The sequence below is a fragment of the Lunatimonas sp. genome (assembly GCF_020832325.1).
Lineage (GTDB): Bacteria > Bacteroidota > Bacteroidia > Cytophagales > Cyclobacteriaceae > Lunatimonas.
This window is the reverse complement of record NZ_JAFIEU010000028.1, coordinates 1-17,306: the sequence shown is the minus strand read 5'-3', so window position 1 is coordinate 17,306 and position 17,306 is coordinate 1. Positions and strand designations below refer to the sequence as shown.

The window sequence follows — 17,306 nt, the reverse complement described above, 5'->3', positions numbered from 1 at the left end:
AAAATATGGTATTTTTATGGTTGATGCATGATCTAAAACGTTTCCCCCAGTTGTCTGAACATTTCAATTGTATTCACATATAAAACATTTAAAGCTATACACGCATCAGGAATCTTGACCTTATTTTTTCTGTTTGGCTCACTTACTTCTTGTGTTACTACAATTTTGCTAGCAGGTTCTGCAAGGCAAAAAGCAACTAAAAATGCATCTGCTTCGTAAGCATCCAAAAACTCATTCAACGCATTTGGCAAATAATGAAACCGATGAGCTTGAACAAAAAAGTTGCTATCTAGGACATATACTGCCATCCGTGCTATAGGTGTCTAGAGAAGAAATTTTCAAACGTGTCGCCCTTTAGGCCCGTAAGTTTATAGGCATCACGATACAATAAATTACCAGATTTAACAGCCTGATTAACATGACTGGCAAATGCGATACTGATTCGTTTCTTTGTAGTTGCGTAAAAGTCACCACCAGAACCTTGCCTTTCTTTCTTTGCAAATTCCAGTTTGGAATATTCTTCGTAGAAATCAAAAAACTGTAGTCTCGTGATTTTTCCAGTGTCTAAAGCCCTGCGTGCAATTACAATTTCACTCACTTTGAAATATCGGGAAGCATAAGCGAAATTATTTGGTCTGTGATTCCATACTTCATCAAACTCCTGTGCAGGGACTAAAAATTCAGCAGCTACTTTATCGCAAAGAATTTCAATCGGGTCGTTGGCTGGTTGCAATCTTCTGAAATCGAAACCTGCACTGTGACCTGTCCAAATATGGGCTAGCTCATGCACAATGGTAAACATCTGCGCAGATTTGAAATCGGAATTGTTTACGAACATGAAAGGAGCATACTCGTCAACTAAAACAAAACCTCTGCACTCGTCAACTGGAATTGGTCGGTGAGTATTATTTTCAACTATGCCGTTGAATATGGTAATGATTCCTTTGTCTTCAATATGCAGCACCAAATGGTCTTGGGCTTCCTGCCAAGTTCTGAATTGACTTGCCCAATTTTCAGATAATTGGAGTGTTTGACGAATGTCCGCCACAATGGCATCTACATCATTGCTGTTTCTGAACTTTCCAACATAAGGCAAACGCTGAAAGTCATTGTCCTGTAAATAGTTTTTCAACCAATCTTGCCTTTGCTGCAAAAGCAAAATGGTATCATACACATTGATGCTGATTCGGTCTCGTTGGTTTCCGTTAGTGCGGAAAAAAGGGATGGGGAGCCTTTCTTGCGGTGGTTGTTGCAAAAACAGATAACCAAAAGGCAGGTAAACTTTCTTGGAAAATTCCTCTAACTGCTTTACAGTAGGTTTCTTTTGCCCTTCCAGCCACTCTAATATTTTGGGAAATTTTTCGGCAAATGCAGGCACATCATATCCAGCCCGGGTAATAGCCCAGGTAAGTATGTTGCTATTTACATTTACTTCATTTCTCATGCCCTAAATTTACTTATATAGTTTAATTTTGCGATTATCAAACCTGCTTTTATGACCTTGGGTAGTTCAGTTGTTTTAGATCGTGGCATTAACACGAGCTGGCACCTGTTCGTGTCTCAGAAATTATTTTTAACAAACTAAAAATCAAAAGTATGAAAGAGACTTTTTCCCAATTTGTAGATGATTTTTGTTGACTTAACAGTCTCCTACAACTTGTTTCTAATTCCGCCAAACGATTACGCTGTAACGTGGGCTCAAAATTCGTCTCTAGCCTAATTTAAGCTAGGATCCGACTTGACCACCTCCTCTTTCAATGACTTGGAAGCCAACACCAGCGCTTGGATAAACACCGCAATCACGATAAGTACCGCAACCTCCATGTAGGAATGTAGGATGGTGGAACTGTTTATCCGGTTAATCTCGTGGATCTGACTTTCGGCCTCTGCCAGTTGAATATCCGATAGTGCCTCCAATAAGCCGATGGTTTCCTTGGCGGATTTTTTTACCTGCACCATATTGCCGCTGGCAGAGGCCTTTTCCATGTCAGCATAAAGCGCCGTCAGCGCCTCAAAATCCAACGACTCCAGCTCGGTAAAGGTGGTCTGCATAAAATCCTCGTGAATAATTCGGACCTCGCGAAGCCGCTCATCCACTGCACGCCGCTTTTCCATCGAACTTGCACCCACATCGTCTATCGCCTCGATGATTTGGTGGGAATGATTTAGGTAATGGAAGATACAGCTCTCCGCGATCAATCGATCGTCGTAGATGGAATGGATGGCTTTATTCACTTTTAGGGTGTTTTCCCTTTCTGAAAAATTATTCATCAGCACCAACATCAGCACCAAGGCCAATGATGTCGCAGCCATCATCTTATTTTTGACACTATAAACCCATTTCATAAGTTGCCTGTTGTTGAAGTTTGACCATGTTGGCTCCTGATCCGGCAGAATAGACCGGCCTACATACGCGGAACCTTACTTAGCTTGGGTGTTCTTTCCCCCACCATACCAAGTGGCAGGGGACTAACCTACAAAAGCCCTATTGTGCCAAAAAAAACGGGCCGTGCAACGCTTCTCCGATGAGCACGTTACTGAAAAATCACACGTAAAACTACCCTTACCCATATCAAACCGCTGATTTCTGTAAATATAATGAATATGTTGGATTTACAAGCGCCGGCTATCAAAAGCCTCACTTAGCCATTACGGTGCCGCAAGCGCTGCAGGTGGTGTGGGCCGGATCGCTCCAAAACCGCTCCATTATGGGAGGTAGCTGACTGACGATATCCGTCACCACTTGGTATTCCTCGTAGAGTTTTTGGCCGCAGTTTTCGCAGTGCCAGATAAAACCGTCTTTCTCGCCGGGCCTTCGGTACCGTTCAAATACCAGCCCGATGGTATTGGCCGGTCTTCTGGGGCTATGGGGTACCTTGGCTGGCAGCAAAAACATTTCTCCTTCCTTGATCACGATATCCTTCACCTCCCCCTCATCCACCACTTTCAGGGTGATTTCTCCTTCTAGTTGGTAAAAAAACTCCTCCCCCTCATTGTAATGAAAGTCCTTTCGGGAATTAGGCCCACCAACCACCATGACAATAAAGTCGTCATTACCCTTGTACATGACTTGGTTACCGATGGGTGGTTTGAGTAGGTGGCGGTTAGCTTCTATCCATTTGGTGAAGTTTATGGGTTGGGAAATGGCCATAGGTATTGTGCGTTTTGATTCTAAAAGGGATGTGTAAAAACGGTGGTCTACACCACCCTAAAAGTAGCCATAAAACACCTATCCGCAAAAAGTCCCGGAATAATTTGCCTAGGGTCTTCTCAAAAAGCTCCAGCCCAACGAAGTGAATAAATGTTTGTCAATCGTTACCTTTACAGGTCCGCAACCGTTTTTTCTCTAATTATGTCCTCACACCATTTCGTACGGGAAAACCAAGAACCAGCACTCTTTATTCTTCGATTGGAAAGCCTGCATACCGAGGTAATCGGCGAGCTCTTGGAATGGGTACCTACCGTGGTTGCCACGCAGGAGGTGGCAGAAAAACTGGCTTCTCACGGCATCAAGATTGACGCGGTTGTTGCTGAACTACCCCTTGCTATACCCCTCAATGAGCTCGTCGATGCCCAATTTCCCCTGACACTCGTGGATAGGGAAGGCAGAAGCCCTTTAGTGGCTGGGCTGGAATTCATGATACGCGCCGGCCAAAAAGCCGTGAACTTAATCGGTTTGGATCACCGGGAAGCGTTCTTGTTGGAGCCTTATCTGGAGCAATTGGACTTGGTCCTTTTTGACGGACCTTTGCGTTATTTTCCGGTAAAAGATCCCTCTTTCAAGAAATGGGTACCAGGAGGCAGTATCCAACTGCATGGAAGGGAAAACAGCTTCGTGGAAGTTAGCACAGAGCAAGAAAGTACGGTTCATCAGATCCGGCATGCCACTTTTTTGGAAGTGGAGGAGGGAACCATCCGCTTACAAAGTACGGAGTTATTTTGGGTGGGAGAGTTTTTTGTTTCCGGCCTATAACCCCTTTTGAGCCTGCACCATGCGGTCTTTTCCCTGCATGTCCATTTTGAGTGACACATGCGTAAATCCGCTTTCACGCATCAAATTAACCGTCTCCGATCCAAAAGCTTCGTTAATTTCCACGAACAACATGCCCCCTGGCTTTAGCGCCTTCCATGCTTTTTCTGCGATCTCTCTATAGAACCTCAGCGGGTCCTGATCTGGTACAAACAAAGCCAGATGGGGCTCATGCTGCAAGACGTGGCCACTCATCTGATCCTTCTCACGCTCTGTTACATAGGGGGGATTGCTAAGGATAATGTCCAAATCTTTCCAAGGCAATGCCTCTTTCAAAATATTCAATCGCTGAAATACCACCTTTACCCCGTGCAGCTGGGCATTGCGCCGCGCTACATCCAGGGCGTCCTCGCTGATGTCCACGGCATACAACTCCGCATTTGGCAAATCCAAGGCCAACGTGACAGGTATACAGCCCGAGCCCGTACCGATATCCAACACACGCAGATCCGGTGCCCGATGTCCTTGAATAACCCCGTACACCAACTCCTCCGTTTCTCTTCGCGGAATGAGTACCGCTTCGTTTACCAAAAAATTTCTCCCATAAAAAGGGGCTTCTCCAAGGATGTATTGGATAGGTCTACCTGCTATCAACTGGTCCATGGCTGCATGGTAAGTGACTGGAATCTCGGAAAGCACCTTGTTCAGCAGGAGATCCTTTTTGGCAACTCCCAAGTAATGTTCCATTAACCAAAGTACCAGGTTTTCTGACTCTTCCTTGGAATAGGTCGGTGATAATCTCTCCCGATCGGTGAGAAATAATTGTCTTACTGGTATAGCCATCAGGTACCTATTCAGTGGGTTGTTTATTGATGAAAAAGTAAAAATAGAAGGCTCCCGCCGCATAGCAAACCACATCCCAAAAATCCCGCACGTAAATCTCAGACCACATGGGAAGCAGCACTTCAAAAAGCAGACTGATATAGGCTACGCCCACCACGATCTGCATGGTGGAAAAACGAAATTGCTCCCCCGTTGGATGAACCCAGCGAAACACCTGTAGCGTAATTCCCAAAATAACGGGCATAGCCAGCAGATCATCCAGGTAGCTGTGTACCAGTGGGACAAAGATTGCAAGAGCCTTTTCGAGGTATTGATTCACCCAAAAAATGACGCAGGGCACAAGAAAAAAGGGATTTTTCCAAACAGCCATTACCCGGGCAATACAGCGATGAGCCAGGCTAGGAATGTAATGATGGCGATGTATATGGTGTAGAAAAAATTACCCACTGTCTTAACCGCCCGTACAAAGCCACTGTCGGTTTCTTTGATGTAAAAAATCCAGTTTTCCCGGTTTGCTTTCTCCTGAGCCAGCCGCTTTTCGTGGAAAGCCAGGTCTGCACCGCCCAATTTCCCGCCGCAGTGCTCGCAACTATCTTGTATATCTTGGTTCCACTTGGACCAAGCTCCGCAGTGTGGACATTTTTTTTCTCCCATACCGAACAAATATACCAAATTCCTGCCAAACTGAGTCGCAACCGACCTGAAGGTGCCAAAAAACACGGATTAGGTCATACGGAGAGTAAATCCGTATATTTGCAGGCTCAAATGAATGAGTTGGCCCGAAATGGCTATTCGCATATGTGCCCACACAGGGGATGGGAAAAAGCCATCCGACCTGTTTGCCGACAGGAAGGCATCCCGATAGACCGGGACAAGTTGTGACCGCTGAAAAACAATTATAGACACATGAAATCGAGCATAACGTATCCGTCACACACTGGGATGACTATCAAACATGCGAGATTCCATCTGACCATTAAAAAACAATTATAGACAGATGAAACTCCATCAAAACACTGTGCAGGGTGTAATCGAGGCCTTAGAAGCCATATTTAACCAACAAGGTTATGCAGATAAGGTAATAGAGCGGACACTAAAATCCCATCCCAAATGGGGTGCCCGGGACCGGGGGTTTGTTGCTGAGACAGTATATGAAATGGTACGTTGGTGGCGGTTGATTCAAGCACTGAGCCCCAGCAAGGACTTGTATAAGATGCTGGGTACCTACTTGCTTTGGAAAGGACAAAACCTCCCAGATTGGAAGGAGTTCCATGGATTGGATGAACGTCAGATCAAACGCAGGCTAGAAAAAATCCAGCAGCGTTCCGTACTTGAGTCCATACCGGACTGGATGGATCAGATCGGAGAGCAGTCCCTGGGAGCCAAGTGGGATGCAGAAATCGCCGCACTAAATGAACCGGCACCCGTAGTGCTGCGGGTAAATACCCTCAAGATCAGCCCGGAAGAATTAAGCGAAAAATTGCGGTCCGAGGGTATTGGCAACTACCAACCCGCCGGTTATCCGGACGCTCTGGTGCTGGAACAACGGCAAAACATTTTCCGATCCACCTATTTCAAAGAAGGCTTCTTCGAAGTTCAAGATGCGTCCTCCCAGTTAGTGGCCAGAGCCTTGGACGTAGAACCTGGCATGAGGGTAATAGATGCCTGTGCGGGTGCCGGAGGCAAGTCGCTGCATTTAGCGGCGCTGATGGAAAATAAAGGACGCATTCTGAGTATGGATGTGTTGGACTACAAGCTGAAAAACACCAAACTAAGAGCCCGTAGGGGCGGTGTTTCCGTGATCGAAACACGTGTCATCGAAGGAAGTAAAACCATCAAAAGGCTCCGAAATACAGCCGACCGCCTGTTACTCGATGCCCCCTGTTCGGGAATGGGTGTACTCAAGCGAAACCCTGATTCCAAGTGGAAGCTAAGCCCGGAAGAAATCGAACGGGTAAAGGGCATACAACAGGAGATCCTACAAAACTACACCTCCATGGTAAAGGTGGGCGGCAGGGTGGTATACGCTACCTGTAGCATTCTCCCAGAGGAAAACGAAAAGCAAGTAGCGCAGTTTTTGGCGTCAGAAGCGGGTAAATCTTTCAAACTTTTGGACGACCAAAAAGTCTTGGCACACGAGAGTGGTTTCGACGGATTTTACATTGCCCGGATGGAAAAAATAGGCTAGTCTGCTTTTTTTACCTCCATGTGGTAGCCAATCTTAGACAGACGCCTGTGACGTTGGCCGCTCAGGCCAAAGAAAATTCCTGAAATGGAGGGTATTTTTTGATCCTTTGATAGAAATTTTTAAAAACAGTTGATTTACATATGAAAAACATAGTATCTTTGACGGGCAAATACGGTTCCCTAACGCATTTGCCATGAACAAAAATTCCGATAAATTTCTCTTTGAAGCACTCACCTACGATGATGTGCTTCTAGTACCGGGTTATTCCGAGGTACTTCCCCGACAAACAGACACCTCTTCTTATCTCACCAAAAATATCAAGCTGGAAATTCCCTTGGTATCTGCGGCTATGGACACCGTTACAGAGGCAGAGTTGGCGATAGCCATTGCCTTGGAAGGCGGTTTAGGGTTCATCCACAAAAACATGCCCATCGAAAAGCAAGCAGCCCAGGTCCGTAAGGTGAAGCGGTCTCAAAGTGGAATGATTCTGGATCCCATCACGTTGGATATCAACTCCAAAGTGCGAGATGCGGAGCATTTTATGAAAGAATACAACATTGGTGGAATTCCGGTGGTGGATAAAGACCGGTTCCTGAAAGGAATTATTACCAACCGTGACCTGCGTTTTATCAAGGACATGAACCGGGATATCCGCGAGATAATGACCAAGGAGAACCTCATCACAGCCAAAGCGGGTATTTCGCTGGAACAGGCTGAGGAGGTTTTGCAAGAATTCAAGATCGAAAAACTGCCTATAATCGATGAGGAAGGCAGACTAACCGGACTGATCACCTACAAGGATATCCTAAAGCGAAAAGACAAACCACATGCCTGCAAGGACGAATTTGGTCGCTTGAGGGTAGGCGCGGCGGTAGGGGTTACTGCTGACATTGTGGACCGTGTGGAAGCGCTAAAATCAGCCGGGGTAGACGTTGTTTCCATTGACACTGCCCATGGGCACTCCAAAGGTGTCATCGATGCTTGCAGAAAGATTAAAGATGCATTTCCCGACTTAGACGTAATCGTGGGAAATATCGCAACGCCGGAGGCCGCCCTGGCATTGGCAGAGGCAGGTGCAGATGCGGTAAAGGTCGGTGTAGGCCCGGGCAGTATCTGCACTACGCGCGTCATCGCAGGAGTAGGCGTGCCACAGCTTTCTGCGGTATTTGAATGCGCCCAGGCACTAAAGGGTACTGGCATAGGTGTGATTGCAGATGGCGGAATCCGGTATTCTGGGGATGTGGTGAAGGCCATTGCCGCCGGTGCGAGTTCGGTCATGATCGGGTCCATCCTTGCCGGAACGGAGGAGGCACCTGGCGAAATCATCATCTACGAAGGCAGAAAATTCAAATCCTACCGAGGCATGGGCTCTCTGGAAGCCATGGAATCCGGATCCAAAGACCGATACTTTCAAGATGCCGAAGACAACATCAAAAAGCTGGTACCGGAAGGCATTGTAGGCCGAGTGGCTTTCAAAGGTCTGGTTTCTGAGGTATTGTACCAATTGGTTGGAGGATTGCAGGCTGGAATGGGGTATTGCGGTACCGCCACGATAGATGATCTACAGAAAAACGGCAAATTTGTAAAAATCACCACTGCTGGAGTCAGAGAGTCTCACCCGCACGATGTAAACATCACCCGGGAGGCACCTAACTACAGTGCGAAGATGTAAGTTTACGCTTGAAATTTAGGTATGCAAGAAAAGCCTTTGGAATTCTTCCAGGGCTTTTTTTGTATGGTATACTACAGACCCTTGAATCGCAGTTATACACTACGTATGAGCATGACTAAGCATTACCTCGGCAAGGACCGACTAGGTTTATGTGCGCTAATCCTCCTATTTGGCCTAGCGGTATTCTCGGTTTCCTGCCAGTCGGATTACCTTCCCAAACCCAAGGGCTACAATCGGATCGATCTGCCGGATCCGGCCTTCTTGCCCTTAGAGGGAAATCTACCCTACCAATTCGAGTACTCCAGGCACGCGCAAGTGGAGCCGGATAGCTTTAACCCGGAAGAGAAAAGTTGGATCAACCTCCATTATCCGCAATGGGACGCTAGGGTACACCTGACTTACAAATCCTTAGACGGGCAACGAGCAACCCTCAAGGCCTACCTGGACGATGCGATTTCCCTCACCTCCAAACATCAAGTAAAGGCATATGGCATAGACGAGATGGTGGTTCGTAACCCAGCGGGGTATACGGGTTTGGTGGCCGAACTAAGCGGAGAGGTGCCAACCCAGTTTCAATTTTTTGTAACCGACTCCACGAGTCATTTTCTCAGGGGTGCACTTTATTTCAACACGGCCGTCAAAAATGACTCCCTCGCTCCGATCATCGAATATATTAAGTCGGACGTGATGCACCTGATCAACACATTAGATTTTGCCGGTGCAGGATTGGCAGCCCGTCAAAAATAGAAAGCACAAGCTACGGATCTACTTGACAAATCCTGCCACTAGCCGCAAGACTACTTTTTGGCACTCCAAAACACTGCCTGATCCGTCGTTCTCCCCTTACCGTCGTGGGGTCCGTGAAAATAGCCGCTGCCCCCATTGTAAGCAGGGACCAAGTCTTCCTTTCCCAACAACATGGCTTCTAAGGCCAACAAAGAAAGCGGCTCAACCGCATTTACGCTGGCATACACGTGATCGGCGCTAGGCGTGAAAAGCCCCCGTCGAAAGCGCTGATACAGGATGTTATCGCCAATGCGCTCGGAAAGTTGCCGAAACTCAGGGCGGTCTGAAGCCTTGCAGAGCTCCAGCAAGGCATACAGTATCAAGGGGTCAGCGGCCTGAGTCCCTAGGTTAACGTTAGGCGGTACTCCCCAAGTACCCCAATCCCCTAAATCAAAACCCTTCGCCATATGGCGCATCGTTTCCCCTAGTTCCGGATCACCGGAAAGCCTAAAGGCCAAGGCATAGGACCAAAGTAGAATCGGTGGGACGATCGAAGGTTGAAACGTCGTACCGGCCTTTCCATAATAGCCATCCCGCTTTATCTCATAACCGGACAGGTCTGTTCCGTCGGCCCACATGGGTCTAGCGTAATTCCGGACGGGATCGTAGCCGTATTTTGCCCAGGCTTTGAGCCCATCCAGGGTCCAGCCAAGAAGTTCCTTGCCACGATCTCCCAATTGTTCTGCCATTTGAAGTTGAATAATGGCATTGTGCCCGTAGATTGCTCCTGGGTTGCGCAGCAGGTAGCCTTCACGGGTTACTTCTCCAAAATCCGCGGAAAACTGGTTCTCGGCCCGGTCTCCGAAGTTCGAGGTGGTGGGAAGGGGCCCGGTGGCTGGAGGGGTGTCTTTCCGAATGGGCTTGCTGTATTGATACACACCAAGCTGCGTGTCGAGGTGCCGGGCTTCCACATACTTTTTGGCCAGATGATTCGCCCACGTATATGCCCCTTCCTCTCCTTCTAGCTGATAAAGCATGTAACCTGCATAGATCAGGTCGGTACCTGCGTTGATAAATGTCAGGCCATCTCCCTCAAAAAAAGCCGGACCATCGACCGGTAAACGCTCCCACAGGCTGCCGAGCGTGGATTCGTAGGCTCCGTGCCGGTTCATGTCCATGGATTCCCAATCCAGCATGTGGGCATTCCAGAAAGATCGCATAAAGGTCCTGCATGCTTCGGGGTTCACTTCCCACATAAACTCATAGTAAGGCAGCGTAAACTTAAACTCGTGGCGGTAGCCCTCTCCTACAAAACGCCCCGATGCCAGGTCAAAAAACCGATGTCCTCCCCAATACATCAACCCATTGGGGTGTTGCTGATGATCAAAGCCATAGGAGATAGCAGCTTTTGCGGCATCCTCGTAGCGGGAGTTCCCGGTAAGCCTACTCAATCCCACAAATGTGCGAAATAGGTTTTGCTGATTGGCAAGGTTAGAGGGTATCCAAGCCTCGCCCTCGTGCAGCCACTTCACCGGTGTATAATCTGCCACCCGTAACCCATCCACAAACAGAGGAGTATGGGTGGCACGATACGTATCCCCTGCATGTTCTAAGACTGTTTCGGCAAATTGCCGCACTGCCTCCAGTCGGGGGGACAACTTGGGCGGTTTAGTGGATCGTGGTTCTTTGGACTCTTTAAATTTGAGGCCAAAAAGTGCCACAAATAAGAACAGGAAAGCCATACCGGCAGCTTGGGAGATGCGAGGGTTCATGGGCAGGTTGGTGTTTGGGTGGTAGTTGGTAGTGTTTCTCGGCGTGGGTATTTCTGAGAAAGAGAACCAATATAGTAATTTTCTCTGCAAAAATTCAAAGAAAATTGTTTTTAGCTGCACGCATCCTAATAGTTTTCCTACAGGCCTCAATAAATAGCTATACAGGGGATTAGGTAGTAGAATAGGTCATTTTTCAAAAAGATTTACTCTACTGCAAGGTGCTTATCATAACCCAAGCCTACTAACTTTACGTACGCGGCCCAAACGGCTGGGGGGATTTCCTGGTAGACCTGAAAACCTTTTTTTGGATAGATTTTGATGCGCTGTAAGTCACCCACCATGGCATTGATCAGCAACTCTGGACTGATCTCATCGTTGGGGTAATCCTCCATGGGAATCTGCGGACTAGTGACCATGAGCTCCTTTTCCGGCCAATGCACTAGAAAGGTGGCTAAGCTCCTACGTTCCATAAAGGGCTTCTGCACCACGATAAAGCGCTGCGGATTCAAACCCTTTTCGGCAAGTAGCCGCTGTGTGTTTCGGATATTCTCACCGGTATTGGTGGACTTATTTTCGATCAACACATTTTCTTTTGGTACCCCCATACGAAAGGCAATCTTGGCAAACTTATCCGCCTCAGGTTCGCTCCAAAGTCCCTGCGTGAAATTTCCCAATCCCCCAGAAAAAACGAGTAACGGTGCATATCCTTTCAGAAACAACTCCGCTCCACGCTCCGCCACACGGGTGTCATTGCTGCCCAAAACGAGAATACACTCTGCGTGCTCTAATTGGTGGTGAGTGTGATGGTAATCCCAGAGTACTTTAGCCAAGCTCCAGGTAGAGAGGGGTATTCCATGCAGGTTTTTCGTCATGCGAATAGTTGGATGATTGAAAGCAAAACTAGAAGATAAAGGCTGCATTTTCAACCCATTTTTGCGTAAAATGCCTCGTATCCAGTTGAATCGGCAAAAGCCAGATATTTAATAGACAGAATAAAATTCTGAAAAAGGCCAAAATACACTATTGATACCAATCATTCGGAGGATCATCCACGCGTTATCCTTAGCGTTATTTTTCGGAATTCACGATTAGAAGTTTACGTTGGGCAAATGTGCTGCAACAAGCAATTCTTTCAGCCAAAACCTCGGAATCAGACGAATCCACTAAGTCTAGCACATGTTCATTTCGATAATACGTTGCCAACAATCCCTTTTATTTTTAACCAGAAATGATTCTCAGATGATTTTTCAGGCTAATTGAACTATAATAACATTTTTTTGTTTACACTAAAATCAAAATAATATAGTTTATCACATTGCAAGTGACTTTGCCTTAGAGGAGTAAGTAAGTATACAGTACTAGTTCAGTTTTAGTTTTTAACAATCAAAACAAAATCAATGGTAAAAATTTACAAGTTTTCGTTAAGCTTGGCATTGATGGTTTTCAGTATGGGAATGGCCTTTGGCCAATACACGGTAACGGGAGTAGTTACCGATGACCGTACCGGAGAATCACTCATTGGCGCAAGTGTTTTGGTCCGAAATACCACGCGTGGTACGGTGGCTGATATCGACGGCCGATTCAGCATTTCATTTGACAGCAACGAAGGTGCTACACTGGTGATTTCCTCGTTGGGCTATCTGAGCCAAACGTTTAGTGTAAGCCCGACCAATAACAACCTACAGGTGTCGCTCCGAGAGGATGCTACCAACTTGGAGGAGGTCGTGATTACTGGTTTGGCGTCTACCGTGAAGCGCTCCAATCTGGCAAATGCAGTCAGTTCGGTATCAGCTAGGGAATTGACCGGTACTACCACCATACAAACTACGGACGGTGCGCTGTACGGTAAAGTAGCTGGGGCGACTATCCGCTCCAATGGTGGCGCTCCCGGGGGAGGGGTGTCCATTCAATTGAGGGGTATTTCCAGTTTGATCGGCGCCTCTCAGCCGCTGATTATTTTGGATGGGGTATATATCAACAACTCCTTTCAGCAAACCGGTAGAGCGGCAGTAACCGGAGCAGGTGCAAACACCCAAGACGACGGGGCCAACCGACTTGCAGACATTAACCCGGCAGACATTGAGTCCATTGAGATCTTAAAAGGCCCCTCCGCAGCAGCGATCTACGGAACGCGAGCCAATGCCGGTGTAATCATCATCACCACCAAGCGAGGGGCCGAAGGTCGTACCAAGGTATCCTTGTCCCAGGACATCGGTTTTGCAACTCCCCTTAGGCTGTTGGGTGTGGATGACTGGAGCGAAGAAAAGATCAACTTTTTCTTCACCACGGAGGCAAGAAGGGCTACTGAGCTCGAGAGATTCCGGCAGGGAACGCGCATAGACTACGAAGATTTCTTCTACAACAACACAGCGTTATTAAGCAATACGCGCCTCAACATATCTGGAGGTAATAACAAAACCAAATTTTTTCTTTCCGGAAACATTACTTCCGAGGACGGTACCGTGAGAAATACCGGTTTTGACCGGTACTCTATCCGGGCGAATGTGGACCATCAGCTCTCTGACCGGATTAAACTGGGCTTCTCATCCAACTATATTCAGTCTAATACAGACCGTGGGTTTACCGGCAATCAAAATAACTCAGGAGCGAGTATCGGATATAGCATTGCCTACGTGCCGAACTACTTTGACCTACGGCCAAATGCAAATGGTGACTATCCAATCAACCCTTATTTTGCAGAAAACCCTGTAGCCGTAACCGACCATGGGATAAACAACTCCGAGGTAAACCGTTTTGTGCAGGCGTTCAACATGGACATTGACCTCATTAAGACCAACAATAGCTTTCTGAGAGCAAACGTGGCGGGAGGTTTGGACTACCTCCAAAACAGCACCATGGTGTATTTGCCGGAATTCTTACAGTATCAGCGAGGCCAGGCAAATCCCGGCGATTTGTATGTGGGCAGGCAGGAGAGCTTTAATACCAACTTCCAAGCTGCGTTGGTTTATAACTGGAATTTGGGTCAGGTAAACATGAATTCGCAAGCGGGTATTGTCAGACTTGACTTTAACAACAGCGCATTGTTTAACCGGGGCCGCGGACTGGTGGCCGGACAGACAAACCTCAAGCAGGCAAATATCCAGGAAATCGTCATTGACGAGAAGACCATGGTGCAGGAAGCGGGTGTTTTCTTGCAACAAGAAGCCAATTTTGACGACAAAATTGTAGGTACCGTAGGTGTCCGATGGGACAAATCCACCCTAAATGGAGATTATCAAAAGTTCTATGCGTTTCCCCGAGCCTCTTTGGCTGTGAACATTGCCAACTTTGATTTTTGGGACGTGCCCGCAATTAATCAACTGAAGCCACGAATCGCTTATGGTGAAACCGCCGGTCCGGTAGCATTTGGCAACGTGTTTACGCCGCTTCCTGCTTCCAGTATTGGGGGTATGTTGGGATCTGTAGTGGGAACCCAAGTGGGCAATACCAACATCTTTCCTGAAACTGCCACGGAACTTGAGTTCGGATTGGACATGGCGTTTCTGAGCAACCGAATCGCATTGGAAGCAACCTATTACATCAAAAATACACAGAACAATATTCAGAACTTGAATTTGTCGCCTGCTACCGGCTTATCGTCTACCCCAAGTAATCAGGCGGAACTCCAGAATAAAGGAATCGAGCTGGGCTTATCGGCCACCGTAGTAGACAACGCCAACTTCAAATGGTTCTCCAGAGTGCTTTACTGGCAAAACCGACTGAACATGACCTATTTGGGTATACCTACCTATACCCAAGGTGCTTTTGGATCGGGGTTGGGTACCTTCTTGTATGCGCAGGGATATTCTCCCACCACGATTGTTGGTACACCGGCAGACGCCAGCGTACCCGGAGGATTTACCATTTGGGGCGACGGACAACCCAAGTTTAACATGTCCATGTTTAACAGTTTTAACATCCTGAAAAACTTGGAGCTGTCCATCATGACGGAATGGCGTCAAGGAGGAGAAAACATCAACTTAACCTCTTTCTTGTCCGACTCGGGAGGAACTACGCCGGGTTGGTTTGACGATGACAACGGTGACGGCATTCCCAACGGAAGGCAACGACCGCCAGCACCCTTTAATAATGCAGCAAGGTGGGTACAGGATGCCTCCTTTATAAAAATCAGGGAAGTAGGACTGTACTACACGGTTCCGAAAACCACCCTGAACAATATGTTTGGAAACGCGCTGGAGAACGTCCGTTTGGGGGTATCCGGAAACAACCTGTTCCTGTTCACAGACTATTTCGGATACGATCCGGAGACGTCTACGTTTGGAGCAAGGTCTGTGGATAACAACGTGGACATTGCTCCTTACCCAACTCCAAGGAGAATCTTCTTCCACATCAACTTGGACTTCTAAAGACTAAACCTATAAAGAAATGAAAAGATTTATAACCTATATATCAAGCTTGGCTTTAGGAGGTTTATTGCTTGCCGGTTGCAATCCATTGCAGTTGGACCCAATAGATGATCCCAACAATCCCTCCGTAGCAAGCGTCACCAACAATGCGACGCGTTCTCAAATCCAATCTGTGTTAACAGGTTTGGAAGCCAGGCATAGGGGATACGTAACCAACGTCTCCCAGGCATGGAACACCTTTGGCCGTGAAATCTGGTATTTGAATGCATCGGATCCGCGATTCCAAACTGACTGGTTAGGTCAGGCCGGACGTGTTCCGGATCGTTCCTACTTTGGCTTTGGAAACACCGGTGGAGGTTCCTTCTTCTCCCCCTACCAAGCAATCCTACAGGGTAGGGTCTTGATAGAATCTGCGTCAAATACGAATCTTATAAGTACCCAAGAAAGAGAAGCAGTAATAGGCTTTGCCAAAATGATCCAGGGGTATCAATTTATGATACCGGCAAACTTCGTGTATGACAATGGTATCCGAATCGACGTTGCAGATGAACTGAACCCCGGTGGATTTGTCCCCTACGTAGAAGCGCTTGACCACGCGAGAAGCCTTCTTCTGGAAGCCGATCAAAGCTTTCAGGCAGCCGGTACCGGAAATTTCCCATTGATGCTGACTCCAGGCTTTGCTGGATTTAACACGCTCGCCGCACTTAGGCAAGTGAACTACGCGATCCTAGCACGGTTGAATATTTACCGTAAAGACTGGCAGGGCGTGTTGACCGCACTGGATGCATCGTTTATGGATCTGAATGGTAACCTTCAGAGAGGTCCTGCACACCCTTATACCGGCCCGCCAGACGTCTTCAACCCCTTGTTCTACGTAAGAAACGCTGCGGTGAATACGATGATCGTGGTGCATCCTTCCGTTTTGGCAGACACTACGGCGGGAGATCTCCGCGTACGCCGCAAGTTTTTCGAGCGTACTACACCTATCACCATCACCACGGATGCTGCCGGTGCTTTGATTGGAACGCATCAGGATAACCGATGGGAGACGAATACCGCACCCGTTCCGTTTATCAGAAACGAAGAGTTGATCTTGTTAAAGGCGGAGGCCCACGCGCAATTAGGTCAGTCCGATGATGCGGTGGAGGCCATCAATGTGATCCGAAACGCTGCTGGTATTGGAGACTATGCGGGCACTACCACCACGGAGGCACTTATCGATGAGATTCTATACCAACGTAGATACTCCCTTTGGGCAGAACCCTGGGGCCACCGATGGATAGACGCAAGGCGCTACGACAGGTTAAGTGAGATTCCTACCCAATACGACAACGGGACGATCTTCCGACAGTTCCCGCATCCACAAGCTGAAGTAAGCTGGGACATTTATCGAGGCAATTAATCCTAGCAATACCCTACACGAGAGGCTGTATCTAATTTTACATACAGCCTCTTTTTTTTGTTGGGTCGCTTGCAATAATGTAAATAATTCTTACTTTCGTTTCGTTAATTTACAGATGACTTTTATCTATGATACGAAACAACTAGCCTCCGTTTTTAGCGCTTTAGAAATTTAATGGATTGTGTAGCAATCATTTTTTTGATGAGAACAATATCCGTTTTTTAATACTACTTTACTAAGTTAAACTAGCCATCGTTTTTGTAATACCGGTCGATGTCTCTTTTACGTTTTTTATGTCTGGTTTTCATTTGGTTGAGCTTTCTTTCAAAATCCTCCGGGCAGCCAAAGAGCAACACGACCATCAAT

At 47.3% G+C, this 17,306-nt stretch carries 15 protein-coding genes; 6 read left to right on the top strand and 9 right to left on the bottom strand.

Annotated elements, in window-relative coordinates:
• Nucleotides 1-32: 32 nt before the first annotated feature.
• The 4 genes from JJU34_RS10495 to JJU34_RS10480 all read right to left on the bottom strand — a co-directional run bounded on the left by JJU34_RS10495 (nt 33) and on the right by JJU34_RS10480 (nt 3,151).
• Entirely contained in the window at nt 33-308 is a 276-nt protein-coding gene (locus JJU34_RS10495; RefSeq protein ID WP_228692315.1) for a DUF4411 family protein, read from the bottom strand.
• A gap of 5 nt (nt 309-313) precedes the next feature.
• Entirely contained in the window at nt 314-1,444 is a 1,131-nt protein-coding gene (locus JJU34_RS10490) for an ImmA/IrrE family metallo-endopeptidase (RefSeq protein ID WP_228692314.1), read from the bottom strand.
• 272 nt (nt 1,445-1,716) lie between these two features.
• Entirely contained in the window at nt 1,717-2,346 is a 630-nt protein-coding gene (locus tag JJU34_RS10485) for a hypothetical protein (protein WP_228692313.1), read from the bottom strand.
• 292 nt (nt 2,347-2,638) lie between these two features.
• Nucleotides 2,639-3,151: a 3-hydroxyanthranilate 3,4-dioxygenase gene (locus tag JJU34_RS10480; protein WP_228692312.1), complete on the bottom strand. Its 513-nt coding sequence runs from the start codon at nt 3,149-3,151 to the stop codon at nt 2,639-2,641.
• 201 nt (nt 3,152-3,352) lie between these two features.
• Here JJU34_RS10480 and JJU34_RS10475 point away from each other — a divergent pair, with 201 nt between their 5' ends.
• Nucleotides 3,353-3,973, top strand: a complete 621-nt coding sequence (locus tag JJU34_RS10475) for a thiamine pyrophosphokinase (RefSeq protein ID WP_228692311.1) — start codon at nt 3,353-3,355, stop codon at nt 3,971-3,973.
• On the opposite strand, the gene prmC is transcribed toward JJU34_RS10475, so the two are convergent.
• The 3 genes from prmC to JJU34_RS10460 are packed head-to-tail and all read right to left on the bottom strand — an operon-like array spanning nt 3,968 to nt 5,467.
• Entirely contained in the window at nt 3,968-4,813 is an 846-nt protein-coding gene (prmC, locus tag JJU34_RS10470; protein ID WP_228692310.1) for a peptide chain release factor N(5)-glutamine methyltransferase, read from the bottom strand. The genes JJU34_RS10475 and prmC overlap by 6 nt on opposite strands.
• A gap of 7 nt (nt 4,814-4,820) precedes the next feature.
• A complete protein-coding gene (locus JJU34_RS10465) occupies nt 4,821-5,153 on the bottom strand; it encodes a magnesium citrate secondary transporter (RefSeq protein ID WP_228692309.1) in 333 nt (110 codons plus the stop codon).
• 29 nt (nt 5,154-5,182) lie between these two features.
• Nucleotides 5,183-5,467, bottom strand: a complete 285-nt coding sequence (locus JJU34_RS10460) for a hypothetical protein (RefSeq protein WP_228692308.1) — start codon at nt 5,465-5,467, stop codon at nt 5,183-5,185.
• A 343-nt stretch (nt 5,468-5,810) separates the two neighbouring features.
• Here JJU34_RS10460 and JJU34_RS10455 point away from each other — a divergent pair, with 343 nt between their 5' ends.
• From JJU34_RS10455 to gldD, 3 genes are all read left to right on the top strand, one after another.
• Nucleotides 5,811-7,001 carry a class I SAM-dependent methyltransferase gene (locus JJU34_RS10455; RefSeq protein ID WP_228692307.1) on the top strand — a complete coding sequence of 397 codons (1,191 nt, stop codon included), beginning with the start codon at nt 5,811-5,813 and terminating at the stop codon, nt 6,999-7,001.
• 193 nt (nt 7,002-7,194) lie between these two features.
• Entirely contained in the window at nt 7,195-8,673 is a 1,479-nt protein-coding gene (gene guaB, locus JJU34_RS10450) for an IMP dehydrogenase (RefSeq protein ID WP_228692306.1), read from the top strand.
• Nucleotides 8,674-8,778: 105 nt separating this feature from the next.
• Nucleotides 8,779-9,420, top strand: a complete 642-nt coding sequence (gldD, locus tag JJU34_RS10445) for a gliding motility lipoprotein GldD (protein ID WP_228692305.1) — start codon at nt 8,779-8,781, stop codon at nt 9,418-9,420.
• 50 nt (nt 9,421-9,470) lie between these two features.
• Here the strand turns inward: gldD and JJU34_RS10440 are convergent, their stop codons facing one another.
• On the bottom strand, nt 9,471-11,171 hold the full coding sequence (locus JJU34_RS10440) for a hypothetical protein (protein WP_228692304.1): 1,701 nt from the start codon (nt 11,169-11,171) through the stop codon (nt 9,471-9,473).
• A gap of 203 nt (nt 11,172-11,374) precedes the next feature.
• Nucleotides 11,375-12,043, bottom strand: coding sequence for a YdcF family protein (locus JJU34_RS10435; protein WP_228692303.1), 669 nt, complete (start codon nt 12,041-12,043; stop codon nt 11,375-11,377).
• Nucleotides 12,044-12,568: 525 nt separating this feature from the next.
• On the opposite strand from JJU34_RS10435, the gene JJU34_RS10430 reads away from it, so the two are divergent.
• Both JJU34_RS10430 and JJU34_RS10425 read left to right on the top strand, forming a co-directional pair.
• Entirely contained in the window at nt 12,569-15,538 is a 2,970-nt protein-coding gene (locus tag JJU34_RS10430) for a SusC/RagA family TonB-linked outer membrane protein (RefSeq protein ID WP_228692302.1), read from the top strand.
• A 19-nt stretch (nt 15,539-15,557) separates the two neighbouring features.
• Nucleotides 15,558-16,940, top strand: coding sequence for a RagB/SusD family nutrient uptake outer membrane protein (locus JJU34_RS10425; RefSeq protein WP_228692301.1), 1,383 nt, complete (start codon nt 15,558-15,560; stop codon nt 16,938-16,940).
• Nucleotides 16,941-17,306 lie beyond the last annotated feature (366 nt).

What these genes read in the sequence shown, in the direction of transcription:
- JJU34_RS10455 (WP_228692307.1), top strand. Translation starts at nt 5,811, where the DNA reads ATGAAACTCCATCAAAACACTGTGCAGGGTGTAATCGAGGCCTTAGAA.
- JJU34_RS10495 (WP_228692315.1), bottom strand. Translation starts at nt 308, where the DNA reads ATGGCAGTATATGTCCTAGATAGCAACTTTTTTGTTCAAGCTCATCGG.
- JJU34_RS10490 (WP_228692314.1), bottom strand. Translation starts at nt 1,444, where the DNA reads ATGAGAAATGAAGTAAATGTAAATAGCAACATACTTACCTGGGCTATT.
- guaB (WP_228692306.1), top strand. Translation starts at nt 7,195, where the DNA reads ATGAACAAAAATTCCGATAAATTTCTCTTTGAAGCACTCACCTACGAT.
- JJU34_RS10440 (WP_228692304.1), bottom strand. Translation starts at nt 11,171, where the DNA reads ATGAACCCTCGCATCTCCCAAGCTGCCGGTATGGCTTTCCTGTTCTTA.
- JJU34_RS10480 (WP_228692312.1), bottom strand. Translation starts at nt 3,151, where the DNA reads ATGGCCATTTCCCAACCCATAAACTTCACCAAATGGATAGAAGCTAAC.
- JJU34_RS10425 (WP_228692301.1), top strand. Translation starts at nt 15,558, where the DNA reads ATGAAAAGATTTATAACCTATATATCAAGCTTGGCTTTAGGAGGTTTA.
- JJU34_RS10435 (WP_228692303.1), bottom strand. Translation starts at nt 12,043, where the DNA reads ATGACGAAAAACCTGCATGGAATACCCCTCTCTACCTGGAGCTTGGCT.
- JJU34_RS10475 (WP_228692311.1), top strand. Translation starts at nt 3,353, where the DNA reads ATGTCCTCACACCATTTCGTACGGGAAAACCAAGAACCAGCACTCTTT.
- JJU34_RS10460 (WP_228692308.1), bottom strand. Translation starts at nt 5,467, where the DNA reads ATGGGAGAAAAAAAATGTCCACACTGCGGAGCTTGGTCCAAGTGGAAC.
- JJU34_RS10485 (WP_228692313.1), bottom strand. Translation starts at nt 2,346, where the DNA reads ATGAAATGGGTTTATAGTGTCAAAAATAAGATGATGGCTGCGACATCA.
- prmC (WP_228692310.1), bottom strand. Translation starts at nt 4,813, where the DNA reads ATGGCTATACCAGTAAGACAATTATTTCTCACCGATCGGGAGAGATTA.
- gldD (WP_228692305.1), top strand. Translation starts at nt 8,779, where the DNA reads ATGAGCATGACTAAGCATTACCTCGGCAAGGACCGACTAGGTTTATGT.
- JJU34_RS10430 (WP_228692302.1), top strand. Translation starts at nt 12,569, where the DNA reads ATGGTAAAAATTTACAAGTTTTCGTTAAGCTTGGCATTGATGGTTTTC.